General features: G+C 39.9%; 8 protein-coding genes and 1 tRNA gene. 8 read left to right on the forward strand and 1 reads right to left on the reverse strand.

Going from position 1 to position 13,046, the window contains the following annotated elements:
• Positions 1–2,679, forward strand: coding sequence for an ATP-binding cassette domain-containing protein (locus tag HMPREF3216_RS05820; protein ID WP_060787346.1), 2,679 nt, complete (start codon positions 1–3; stop codon positions 2,677–2,679).
• Between the two features lie 13 nt (positions 2,680–2,692).
• Here HMPREF3216_RS05820 and HMPREF3216_RS05825 read toward each other — a convergent pair.
• A tRNA-Arg gene (locus tag HMPREF3216_RS05825) sits at positions 2,693–2,765 on the reverse strand.
• A gap of 613 nt (positions 2,766–3,378) precedes the next feature.
• On the opposite strand from HMPREF3216_RS05825, the gene HMPREF3216_RS05835 reads away from it, so the two are divergent.
• From HMPREF3216_RS05835 to HMPREF3216_RS05865, 7 genes are all read left to right on the forward strand, one after another.
• Positions 3,379–4,017 carry a hypothetical protein gene (locus HMPREF3216_RS05835; RefSeq protein WP_060787347.1) on the forward strand — a complete coding sequence of 213 codons (639 nt, stop codon included), beginning with the start codon at positions 3,379–3,381 and terminating at the stop codon, positions 4,015–4,017.
• A gap of 112 nt (positions 4,018–4,129) precedes the next feature.
• Positions 4,130–5,968 carry an ABC transporter ATP-binding protein gene (locus tag HMPREF3216_RS05840; RefSeq protein ID WP_060787348.1) on the forward strand — a complete coding sequence of 613 codons (1,839 nt, stop codon included), beginning with the start codon at positions 4,130–4,132 and terminating at the stop codon, positions 5,966–5,968.
• A gap of 15 nt (positions 5,969–5,983) precedes the next feature.
• Positions 5,984–6,757 carry an energy-coupling factor transporter transmembrane component T family protein gene (locus HMPREF3216_RS05845; RefSeq protein ID WP_060787349.1) on the forward strand — a complete coding sequence of 258 codons (774 nt, stop codon included), beginning with the start codon at positions 5,984–5,986 and terminating at the stop codon, positions 6,755–6,757.
• Between the two features lie 57 nt (positions 6,758–6,814).
• Complete coding sequence (gene menA / locus HMPREF3216_RS05850; protein WP_060787350.1) at positions 6,815–7,915, forward strand: 1,4-dihydroxy-2-naphthoate octaprenyltransferase; 1,101 nt, start codon at positions 6,815–6,817, stop codon at positions 7,913–7,915.
• A gap of 213 nt (positions 7,916–8,128) precedes the next feature.
• Positions 8,129–8,917: an ANTAR domain-containing response regulator gene (locus tag HMPREF3216_RS05855; RefSeq protein ID WP_060787351.1), complete on the forward strand. Its 789-nt coding sequence runs from the start codon at positions 8,129–8,131 to the stop codon at positions 8,915–8,917.
• A gap of 103 nt (positions 8,918–9,020) precedes the next feature.
• Positions 9,021–12,029: a DNA polymerase I gene (gene polA, locus HMPREF3216_RS05860; protein WP_060787352.1), complete on the forward strand. Its 3,009-nt coding sequence runs from the start codon at positions 9,021–9,023 to the stop codon at positions 12,027–12,029.
• A gap of 107 nt (positions 12,030–12,136) precedes the next feature.
• Positions 12,137–12,994, forward strand: coding sequence for a Nif3-like dinuclear metal center hexameric protein (locus HMPREF3216_RS05865; protein WP_060787353.1), 858 nt, complete (start codon positions 12,137–12,139; stop codon positions 12,992–12,994).
• Positions 12,995–13,046 lie beyond the last annotated feature (52 nt).

Genomic DNA, 13,046 nt, shown 5'->3' on the forward strand with positions numbered 1-13,046 from the left:
ATGCCCGATGCATTTAAAACGCAGGTTTTGAACGAAACCAAACAGCATAAAGCTGAAACTTTCCTTCCATCGGCTTTTAGTGCTGCTCAGTTGCGTTTTGAGAATTGGGGTTATCGTCATGCCTCTCGCAAGGCGTTTGCTGTTCGTGGTTTGAACCTAACTATTGAAGCAGGGCAAAGAGTTTTGCTACTAGGAGCATCGGGCATAGGCAAGTCTACTATTCTCGAAGGCGCTGCTGGATTAATAGGCAGCGATATTATTCTTAAATCCAATTCAAACGTTAAAAACAATCAATCTTCTTCAAGCCAGTCTTCTTTAAAGCAGAATGTTTTAGTAGAAGACGAAGATGGCGGAGTGAGTGAAGGTGCAGTATTTGTAGACGATGTACCAGTTCATAAGGCTCGCGGACGCGTTGGCTTAGTTTTGCAAGACCCAGAAGCGCAAGCGATTTTTCAACGTTTAGGCGATAACGTTGCATTTGGGCCAGAAAATATGAATGTTCCACGTAAAGAAATCTGGAATATTGTTGACGAAAGTCTTAAAGAGGTTGGCTTAGATGGTTTGCAACTTCATCGCTCTACAGCGCATTTAAGCGGTGGTCAAATGCAGCGATTGGCTCTTGCTGGCGCGCTGGCAATGAAGCCTAGTGTTCTTCTTTTAGACGAGCCTACAGCAAATCTTGATCCAGACGGCGTTGAGCAAATCGTTGCAGCCGTTAAAAAGGTGCTTGATAATACTCATGCAACAATGGTTCTTGTAGAACATCATGCTCAGCCTTGGATTGATTTAATAGACCGAGTAATTGTTCTTGGGCTTGATAACAACAAAAATGGCGGCAGCAATAAAGGTGAAACTTTTGTTCACGATGACGATATTGCAAGAGGCGAGAGCGCTAAAACAATAATCGTAGCTGATGGCACTCCAGACCAGGTGTTTAATCGCAAGGATCTTGACTTTGAAGATCTTGGAATATGGCTTCCAGACAAGTACAAGGATCCAAAAAATCGCAATATAACTAGGATTCACGTTAACGGAGAGCCTGATTGCGACCCTTCTGTAGGAGATGGAAAAGTAGTTTTATCTACAAAAAACCTTGCGATTAGTCATACGGATACTCCAATAGCCAAAAACATTAATCTTGAGTTTAATTCTGGCCAAATAACGGCTTTGGTTGGTGCAAACGGTGCTGGAAAATCTACTTTATCGCTAACTCTGGCAGGATTAATTCCATCTCTAGAAGGTGAAGTCGTAGCAAGCGAGGATCTTTGTAAAGATTTAGACTCAAGTGATCCTATAAAATGGAAGTCAACTGAACTTGCTAAAAGAATTTCGTATGTTTTTCAAAATCCAGAACATCAATTTGCGTGCGGAACTGTTTTAGAAGAGGTTATGTTAGGACCTATTAGAACAGGCATGAGCGAGGAAGACGCTCGTTCTAAGGCTCAAGAGCTTCTAGAACGATTCCGATTGCTTAGATACGCCAACGCAAATCCGTACACTCTTTCTGGAGGAGAAAAGCGAAGGCTCACAGTTGCAGCGTCTTTGGCAGCAGCTCCAAGAGTTTTGATTTTAGATGAGCCAACTTTTGGCCAAGATCGAAAAACTTGGATGCAAATTATAAAGCTGATTGCAAGTCTTAGGGCAGACGGCGTTAGCGTTATTGTTGTTACTCACGATAAAGAGCTAGTAGACGCTCTTGGCGCGCGTTTGGTTGAACTTTTGCCAGTTAACAATGCTAAGAATAGTGATTCTGGCGATTTAGGCGATTTAGACGATTTAGACGATTTACAAGAATCGCCAGCAGCCGCAGTTTGCGATTCTTCCGAAGCTCTGTCTTCTACAACTTGTGCAACCAATATATCGCGAATAAAGGTTAGCGCGGTAAATAAGCGCGATGAGCAAGAAAGAGCGGCAAGCTGCTCGCCATTTTTGGCTTCGTTAAACCCTGTTTACCGCATGCTTGGAGCTTTTTTGCTTTCTGTTCCGCTTATATTTACTCTAGATTGGCTTTCTTCGTCTATTGCACTTGTTCTAGAGTTTGTAATTTTATGGATTGTTGGAATGAATCCTTGGCGCGTTATTAAGCAATCTTGGCCTGTTTGGGTTGGTGCGCCTGGGTCTGCTCTGGCTGTGTGGTTGTACGGTAAGCCTGGCGGCGAAATCTTCTTTAATTGGGGAATTATTCAAGTAAGCGAACACTCCACAACTCTTGCAATTGCAACGTTTATTCGTATTTTGGCGATTGGTGTTCCTGCAATCGTTACGGTTATTGGCATTGATGCTACCGATTTAGCAGATGCTTTTAGTCAAGTTATGCACTTGCCAGATAAGTTTGTTTATGGCGGATTAGCAGGAATGAGGCTTTTTAGCGTTTTGCAAGATGATTGGGCGGCTCTTACCGCTTCTAGAAGATCTCGCGGTCTTGGAGACGATAGTAAGATTCGCGCATTTATGCCTCAAGCTTTTGCGCTGCTTGTTCTTTCGATTCGTAGGTCTAGTACTTTGGCAACAGCAATGCAAGCTCGCGGTTTTGGAGGGGAAAATCCAAGATCTCATGCACGTATAAGCTATGTAAATAAGCGCGATTATGTGTTTATGGCTGGATGCTTAATTATTCCTGCAATTGCATTAATCGCAGCTGTTTACTATGGTACTTTTGCGTTTCTTGGTGGAAATTAATCAACGCAAAACGTGGGCTCGATGGGATTTGAACCCACGGCCTTCTGCTCCGGAGGCAGACGCTCTATCCACTGAGCTACGAGCCCATAACTCGTGAAAGTATACACGTTGCTAGGGATTGGGGTTGTTTTTTCTAATCTTTTGCAAAAGCTCAAGAAGCTTGTTCTGCTTGTTTTATTCGTTTACGGCGTTTTGCCTGGAATTTTGCGGATTTAAGCGGGGATATTTTTACGCATTTTGTGTGATTTTTTGCTAATTTTATCTTTTTGTTTGCATTTGTACTTTTATAGTGTTAGCATCGAACACAACACAAACACATATCGTAAATTTTACGGTGTTAGGTTTGTGATTGACCACATAGGCATTTAGCTTTTGCAGCTAAAGTATTTAAGGAGGCGGCTATCATGCGTAACATGAATGTTCAAGCTCGTTCTTCTTTTGATGCTGCTCGTATGTGGTGGTGGCAGACTTCTCTTTGGCGTAGTTTACTCTAAAGTTTTAGAAGCTGCTTGTTTAGGCTTATAAAAGACCTCTAGGGTAAACCTAGGGGTCTTTTTTATATCCCTAAGCCAAAATCCATTTGGGTTTAATCCAAATCTAAAACAATCTAAACAATCTAAACAATCTAAAACCAATAACAATTTATAAAACAAAATTGTTGAAAATAGATAACGTAAAAATTACGTAAAGGAGAAAATCATGAATCAGGAATTTAATCAGAATGCACAGCAAGATGTAGCTAACGCAAATGAAGCATCTGTAGAACCAGAGATTAATCAGGCAGCGACTTTGCTTAAGGGTGTAAATGTTAAAAAGCACGCTTTAGATATTACGTCTTTGGTGCTGGTGGCTGTTCTTTTTGCAGCAGGATGCATTCTTGACTTTACGGTTGCAAAGTCTCTTTCAATTGGAAACATTCAGCCAGAATTTGTTATTGCATCGTTCTGCTTGTCTATTTTGCTTGTTCGACCAAATGTTATTCAGGGCGCGATTATTGGTGCTTTGGCTGCTACATTGATTCAATTTAACACTTCAATTCCTGGTCTTGAATATGCTTGCGATATTCCAGCAGCAATCATTATGACGTTAATGCTTATGGGATACTTAAAAGCTTTCCCTAAGGATGCTGCTAGAAAGTTTAGCGTGTTCCCATTTATTTCTACGTTTATTGCAACTGTTATTTCTGGAATGATTTTTGCAACAATCGCATCCTTCTTTATTCTTCATTCTCCAAACACTGTTCTTGTTATGCTTCCAATCATTTTGGGAACTGCTGTGTTTAATGCTGTTGTTGTTGAAGTTCTTTACACTCCAATCCGACTCGTTTTGCACAAGTAGCATAGTTTGTGTTACGCAATATGTGTTAGGAATATTTGGTAAATTATATAATCGTTAGATACTAATCAATAATTAGTAATCAATTTATTGGTTTTAAGAGTTAGGAATTATTGTGCCTTTGCTGGAATTAAAAGAAGTATCTTTTAAGTATGCGAATCGTAATAAGGATGATTCTTTCAATTCTTCAAAGGCGCAAAATTCCGCTTTTGCTTTAAAAGATGTAAGTCTTAGCATAGAATCTGGCGAATTTGTTGGAATAATCGGGCCTTCTGGGTCTGGTAAAACAACGTTAGCTTCGCTTTTTTCTGGAGCTATTCCGCATCATTATTCTGGCGAACTTTCTGGAAGCGTTAAAATTGCTGGTCAAGACACTAATAATCTTGCTTTAACTAATATAGCTTGTTTAATTGGATCTGTTATTCAAGATATTGATGCACAGATGGTGGCTGCAAACGTAGAAGATGAGATTCTTTTTGGGCTAGAAAACTTTGGCGTTGCACATAGCGAAATACCAAGTCGAATAGATGAAGCTTTGCAAATTGTTGGCATTAGCGATCTGCGTAACCGCGATTTAGACACTCTTTCTGGCGGCCAAAAGCAGAAGGTTGCGATTGCTGCTATTCTTGCGCTAAAGCCTAAAGTTATGGTGTTAGATGAGCCTACGTGTGCTTTAGACCCTGTTTCTTCTAGAATGATTTTTTCGATTCTTAAAGATTTAAACAAGAATTTTGGAATAACGGTTGTTGTAATTGAGCAAAAAGTGGCGCTTTTAAGCGAGTATTGCAAGCGTTTAGTTGTGCTTTCTAACGGCACTTTGTCGCTTGATTTGCCTGTTAGCCAAGCGTTGAAAAGTATGGATTTGCTTTATTCTATTGGAATAAATTATCCACGCACTACGCATTTGGTTAACGACTTGCAGCGTGAAAATATTTGCGCTAAAAGTGATTTGCCTGTGTCTGTAGAAGATACAGTAAATACTATTGTTAATACGATTAATGGCAGCAATTTTAATAGTAAAGATTCAAATATTGATTGTGCGGATGGCGAATGTGCAGATGCTGAATGCTCGGCTGCTTGCGACTTTTCCAATGAATCTCAAGTCTCCAAACAAGTCTCCAAACAAAACTCTTCTCCGTGCCTTTCGCTCAAAAACGTCAGTTTTTCCTACCCTAGTGGCGTTAATGCTTTAAAAGATGTATCTTTTGAAGCTTATGCTGGGGAGCTTGTAACGCTTGTTGGAAGAAATGGTGCTGGAAAAACAACTGTTACTAAGCTAATCAATGGTTTGCTTAAGGCCAGCAGCGGCAGCATTTTTATTGACGGCAAAGACACTAGCAATATGAAGATTAGCCAGATTGCTCACTATGTTTCTACGCTTTTCCAGAATCCAGACCGTCAGCTTTGCAAAGACACTGTTTTAGAAGAAGTTGCGTTTAGTTGCATTCTTCTAGGCGAATCTGTTAAAGAAGCTAATGATCATGCAATGCAGGTGATTAAAAAGCTAAATCTAAATCCTAGTGCAAGCCCATTTATGCTTTCTAGAGGTCAGCGTCAAATGGTGGCTTTGGCTGCAACTGTTGTAACAAATCCTAAGATTCTTGTTTTAGACGAGCCAACGTGTGGCTTAGACTACATGGAATGCTTGCGCATTATGCAAGTTGTAGAAGACCTTAGAGACCACGGTTGCTGTGTAATAATGGTTTGCCACGATATGGAAGTGGTTCTTGACTTTGCAACGCGTTTAATCGTAGTAAACGATGGCAAAATTTTAGAAGACGGCAGCATAAGTTGCGTTTTTGAAAACAACGCCATTTGCAAAGAAGCTGCATTATGTGCTCCGCTTTTATGCGCTGTGTCTAAAGGATTAGTGGAACACGGTTTTAGTGCATGCAGAGGCTTATATAAAAGGGATATGCTGGTTAATGCTCTTAAAAAGAGTTGCAATTTGTAAAGCAAGGTGTGAATTATGCAAACTAAAATCTTAACTTATAACGAAGGTTCAACTTTACTTCACAAAGCAAATCCTATTGCAAAACTCATACTGGCTATAAGTGTTGTTGTTTCTGCTTTTATAGCTCAACAATTTACTGTTCTTGTTGTTATTGCAGCTCTTATTCTTGCTGGTATGGCTATGGCTGGAATTCTTAAAACGCTGTTTCCTCTTGTGCGCGCAATGCTTATTCTTGGCGTTGTAATGTTCTTTTTGCAAACAGTTATTGCCCAAGGTGGAAACTACATGTTCTTATGGTTTAGCACAAAGGGCATTTCTGTTGCATTGCGGGCGTCTTTAAGGCTGTTTTGCTTTGCATTGCCTCTTGTAAGCGTTCTTAGCATTACAAAACTAAACGATTTAGCTAATGCAGTTGTTCAATACTTCCACATTCCGTATTGCTATGCTTTTACAATCACTACTGCTGTGCGATTTGTTCCTATTTTTGCGTACGAAATGTCTCAAATTACGCAAGCGCAAATGGCTAGAGGAGTGGAGTTTGATACTAAAAATCCTTTTAAAAAGATTAAGCTTATGATGCCTTTGATTGTGCCTCTTTTGGTTTTGTCTGTTCGTAAAGCAGATAGTTGTGCGCTGGCTGCAGAAGAGCGTGGGTTCTATTTGCGCACTAGAAAATCCTCCTTTAAAAAGTATTCTTTTGGATGGCGTGGATTTGTTCTTCTTGTTGTGTCTGCGTTAATGATTGCTTTGCCAATTCTTGCGTCTACGTTTGCTCCACAAATAATCTAAAATAGTCTAAACTAATCTAGAATAAGTTAAAGAATTCTAGAATTTAGGCGATTTTTAATGACTAATATTAAGTTTTGGATTAAAGGTGCAAGACTTTATACGCTTCCGATTGGAATTGTGCCAGTTGTTATGGCAATTTCGATTTTTGCAAGATATTTGTTTAGTGGGCAAATACTTGTTAAACCATACAATATTGAAAATTTTGTTATTCAATCGCTGTTATGCATAGGCGTTGCTGCTTTTATGCAAATTTCCGTAAACTATGCAAACGATTATTGCGACGGTTTGCGCGGGCTAGATAATCAAAGATCTAAGCGAGAACTGAGTGCAGATGGTAAAGCATTATGCGATGTGTCTTGGAGGCTTGCAGACGCTGGTATTAAGCCAAAATCAGTGCTGTATGCTGTTGGAATATCTGCTTTAATATCATGCATTTTTGGCTTGATTATTACTATTAAAAGTGGTGTTTGGCTGTTTATTCCTCTTGGCTTAGTCTGCTTGATTGCAGCGTGGTTTTATGCTGGAGGATCACATCCATATGGATACTGCGGTTGGGGAGAGTTTAGTGCGTTTTTGTTCTTTGGGCCAGTTGCGTTTTTAGGAACATTGTGCGCGCTTTTTTATGCAAGTGGTTTTTCTAAAGATTCAATTGCGTTAGCTAGCGTAAGTCAAATCGCATTTTGCGTTTTATTATCTTTTATTCCAGGTGGATTTTCTGCTTGTCTTATGATGATTAACAATTTGCGAGACGCAGAAAGTGACATACGTCATAAAAAAATCACAGCAATGGCGTTGCTTGGAAAGCGCAAGGGTAGTGTTGTATTTTCTTGCGTTGTTGGTTTTCTGGTGATTTTGCAATCTGCATATGTGCTGTTATACGTGTTTTATACGCGATTTATAGGCGTAATTTTAAATATTGGTAATCCGTATAAAATTGTTTGCACGTTAAATAGCGGATTGCTTAATAAAGGTGTGTTTATTGTTTCTTGCATTCTGTTATTATTGATTACCTATGTGTTTATTAAGAAAGCACATTTGCTAATATGCGCGGTTTCTAATAGTGATTATGCTAATGCTTTTCCGCTATGCGTAAAGCTGGCAATGCTAGGTGCCTTGACTTTTGTATTGTCAATATTTGCATGCAGTTTGCCGCATTAAAATGCGGTTTATAACGTATTTTTATACACGCATGCGAGTAAAATCATGTGGCAACGCGCACAGTGTGCTTTTTAGTGTTTGTGCATAAAACTTGCATGATGCTGGCCTAAAAATAAACGCAAAGATGGCGAGTATTAAAGTGTGCGAATGTACGTGTTGGTGGAATGCATAGCGCTGTTGCCTTGTGTTTTATGGTAAGGAAATGAGGTTAAAATGTCGGCTGAAAATGGCGATGAAGAGATGGGGAAGGCGCCTGTTGTGCTTACAGATGATGAATTGCGTAATGCGGCTGGGGCGCAAAATGGCGTAGAAAGCAATAAGAACGCTAGTGAACAAAACGAAAATATTGCAAAAACTGTTGTTGTTGCCGAAGATGAAGCAGTTAACCGTATGGATCTTGTAGCTATGCTAGAAGACAACGGATATAAGGTTGTGGGGCAAGCTGCTAACGGCCAAGAGGCGGTTGATCTTACTCGCGAATATCGTCCAGACGTTGTTTGCATGGATGTTAAAATGCCTGTTGTAGATGGAATTCAAGCGGCTGCTGCTATTTGCGACGAAAATATTGCTCCAGTTGTTATGCTAACTGCTTTTTCTCAAGCTGATCTAGTTAAGCGTGCTACGGGTGCGGGCGCAATGGCTTATGTTACAAAGCCTTACGAAGAGTCAAAGCTCTTGCCAGCCTTAGAAGTGGCTATGGGTAGGTTTAGTGAGATTAACGATTTGCTAGATAGTGTTGAGCGCACAGAAAGCAAGTTGCAAGATGCTCAAGATCAGCTTCGTAAAGCAGAAGAAAAGCTTAAAAAAGCCGAAGATACCTTAGAAGAACGCAAGCTTGTAGATAGAGCAAAGGGCTTGCTTATGGATAAGGCTGGATTCTCGGAGCAGGGTGCTTTCCGTTGGATTCAAAAAACTTCAATGGATCAGCGTATTCCTAAGAAGCGTCTTGCTTTGGCTATTATTGCTAAGTACGGCGAAGATAAGCCAGCTGCCGAAGAATAGTCATAGTTAGTAAAAACAAAATTTAATAATCGTTGCAGATTGTATGCAAGCGTGCATTGAATAATTTCAAAATTTATTTTACGAAAACGCAGGTGGGTGTTAAGTGGATACCAGCATCGTTTCAAACGAAGATTCTTTTAAGAACAATTATAAAAAAGGAACGTTGTTGGTGGTAGATGGCCACTCACTTGCGTTTCGTGCTTTCTACGCAATATCCGCGGATAATTTTTCCACAAAGTCTGGTTTTGCAACTAATGCAATATGGGGCTTTTCTACTATGCTTTCGCAAGTTATAGAAAAAGAGAAACCAGATAAGCTTGCGGTTGCTTTCGACGTTAAAGGCGGAACTTTTAGAAACAAGCTTTTGCCTCAATATAAGGGCACTCGTGATGCAGCTCCAGAAGAGCTTATAGCGCAGCTTCCCGTTATTCAAAAAATGCTTAGCGCGTTAGGTGTTAAGTATATTACAAAACAGGGCTACGAAGGCGACGACATTATTGCAACTCTGGCAACAATGGGCGCTAATGCTGGCTATAAATCGCTTATTCTTTCTGGCGATCGTGATGCTTTTCAGATTATTGATAACAATATTAACGTACTGTACCCAGGCAGGCATTTTAAAGATTTAAGGCAAATGGATCCTAATGCGATTATTGAAAAGTACAACGTTACGCCTAGTCAGTATTCAGATTTAGCAGCATTGCGTGGAGAAACATCTGATAATATTCCAGGAGTTCCAGGAGTTGGAGACGGCTACGCTGCCAAGTGGATTAATCAGTTTGGTAGTTTAGAGGGCATTATTGAAAACGCAAATCAAATCACTGGTAAAAAAGGTGAATCTTTGCGAGAAAGTATTGATCAGATTCGTTTGAACAAAAAGGTTAATACTCTTGTTAAAGATTTAGACCTTGGTGTTAGCATTAGCGATCTTGAATTTGGAAATGTGGACGCTGCAGCTGTAGGCGAGTTGTTTGAAAATCTTGAATTTGGTACGCGTACTAGAAGAAAGATCTTAAAGGAGTTTACGCGCGGAAGCAAAGAGCTTTTAGACGAGAATATTAAAATGATGATTTCTGCTTCAAGCGCGAACGCAGAGAATAATAGTTCGTCTGAGTTAGATAATTCAGAAGATTTAGAAGACATTAAAGAGCTGATAGATCGAATAAACGTGCATAAAATTAATTCAGAATCCGATTTAGATGTTTGGATTAATCTAGCAAATTCTTGTGTGGCGGAGACTTGCGATTTTTCTGCTCCAGATAGCACAAATCTTATAAGAAACGACTTGTCTTGCGCAAAAACAATAAAAGAGCACAAAGAAATATCATTATTTGCTTTAGAAGAGCCAAATAACACTCAAGAGTTTGGCATTTTTGCAAAAGCGTTAATAATCCTAGCTGGTAATGATGCAGCAATCGTGTATGCCGATGTTCTTAATAAAAATAGCGATACAATCTGCGCTAAGCTAAAAGATTTTATAAAAAAGCATGAGTCTTCAATAGTTTTGCATGATTACAAAAAGAATATTGCTCTTTTAAAGTCATTGAAAATTGTGGAAAACAACTACTCGTTTAGTCCGCTAATTGACACTCGTTTAGCATCTTACTTAATTGAGCCAGATTTTAAGAATGAAAATCTTTGTAATATGGCCGAACATGTTTTAAACATTCATATAGGTGGTGCGGAATTAAACGCTGAGCCAACGCAGGGCAAGCTTGATTTTGATATAGAAAGCGGCGAGGATTCTAAAGAACAAGAGTCGCAGAGCCAAGATAGCCAAGAATTAGAAAAAGGCATGCTAGAAACAGCTGTGATTATACGCTTATTGGCTAAGCAGTACGCAAATAAACTAGATGAACGCAAGCAAACTGGCTTAATGGTAGACGTTGAAATGCCTGTTTCTAGGGTTTTACGAGGAATGGAAGATGCGGGCGCTGCTGTAGATATGCTTCGACTTACGTCTATGCGAGATAATTTTGCAAGCGAAGCTCAATTTGCGCAAAAAATGGCTTTAGACGTTGCCAGCAGGCCAATAAATTTGCAAAGTCCTAAGCAGATTCAGCAATTATTGTTTGAAGACATGGGTCTAAAGCCTACGCGTAGAACAAAAAGTGGCTCTTACACTACTAATGCCGAGGCTTTGCAAGAGCTGTATGCAAAGACTAATCCAGATGAAAAGTCAAGCCAATTTTTGGGTGCATTGTTAAAATATCGTGAAACTAATAAGTTAAAGCAAATTGTTCAAAGCCTTATTGATGCTGCAAGATATAAAGATGGTAGGATTCACACCACTTTTGAGCAGACTATTGCTGCTACTGGGCGCTTAAGTTCTTCGGATCCAAACTTGCAAAACATTCCTAATAGAAACGCTGCTGGAAGAGAGATTAGAGCGGCTTTTGTTCCAGGAAGTAATTACCAACAACTTATGAGCTGTGATTATTCGCAAGTGGAACTTAGGATTATGGCACATGCTTCTGGCGATCAAACACTTATTGATGCATTCCAGTCTGGAGTTGATTTCCATAAGTTTGTAGCAAGCTTGGTTTATAAGATTCCAGTAGAACAAGTTAGCTCAGATCAGCGCAGTCATGTTAAAGCAATGAGCTATGGGTTAGCATATGGTCTTAGCACATACGGTCTTGCAAAACAATTAGGCATTAGTCCTGCGGCTGCCGAGATGCTTAAAGAAAAGTATTTCAATACTTTTGGCTCTGTGCACGATTATTTGGAGTCTTTGGTAGACAAGGCAAGAAAGCTTGGTTATACGCAAACAATGTTTGGCAGAAGAAGATATTTCCCTAAGCTAAATTCCACAAACAGGGCATCTAGAGAAGCTGCAGAGCGAGCTGCTTTAAACGCGCCTATTCAGGGAAGTGCTGCAGACATTATGAAGCTTGCAATGATTAAAGTAGACGATGATTTGCGAAACGCTAATGTTAAAAGTCGTGTGATTTTGCAGATTCACGATGAACTTGTTCTTGAAGTTGCGCACGGAGAAGTAGATGTTGTTCAAGATATTGTTAAAAACGCTATGGAGCATACTGTAGAGCTTTCTGTTCCGCTTAGTGTTTCTACTGGTTTGGGCGACGATTGGCAGCTTGCTGCGCACTGAGTGTGTTTGTAAATTACTATAAATACCATTTAGGCTAATGTAGGAATCTAATGTAGAAGTCTATTGTAGAAATCTGTTGTAGAGGTCTATTGCAAAGGATAGGAATAATGGCAACTTTAAGCGATATTGTTAAGATTTTGGAAGATTTGTATCCTTTAAGTCTTGCTGAGTCTTGGGATAATCCAGGATTAATTGTTGGAGATCCTTCGCATAAAGTTAATAAAATCGTTTGCTTATCGGATTCAACGCTTGAGGCTGTTAATGAAGCATGCAAAATGGGTGCGGATTTGATTGTTTCGCATCATCCTTTGTTTTTTAGATCAGTTCATGAAGTTTCTGGTTTTTCTGTTCGCGGGAAAATAGTTCAAACTCTTATTGAAAATCGTTGTGGATTGTGGGTTGGGCACACTAATGCGGACGCGGCTTTTAGGGGAGTGGCTGCTGCCGCAGCTAGTGCTTTTGGCATTAAAAATCAGCAGCCTCTTGTTCCTGCAAGCAATGGCAACCCTTCTCTTGGGCTTGGCAGAGTTGGCGTGCTAGAAAAAGAAATCACTCTTAAAGAGTTTGCAATGCGCGTTTTTAACGCTTTGCCTGCTACTAAGTTAGGCGTTCAAGTGTGCGGAGATGTTAATGCAATTGTTAGCAAAATAGCTGTTCTTCCAGGTTCGGGCGATTCTTTATTCGATGCTGTTCGCGCTTGCGGTGCAGATGTGTATGTAACAAGTGATTTAAGGCATCATCCTGCAACAGACGCGTATGAGCAGGCCGTTTATGAATCGAAATTAGCCAACTCCAGTATTGCTAAGCCTATGCTTATAAACACCCCTCATAGCGCTATTGAGTCTTTGTGGTTTGAGTACGCAGTTAAAGATATTCAAGATAGTGTTTATAAAAATCTTGGAGAATCGATTGATGTCTTGTGGATTGGTAGGGCATTTGACCCTTGGAATTACGTGATTAATTAGCGTGATTAATTAGCGTGACTAACTAGCGTGACTAACTAGCGTGATTAGGGCT

Source organism: Gardnerella vaginalis, from assembly GCF_001546455.1.
Taxonomy (GTDB): Bacteria; Actinomycetota; Actinomycetes; order Actinomycetales; family Bifidobacteriaceae; genus Bifidobacterium; species Bifidobacterium vaginale_B.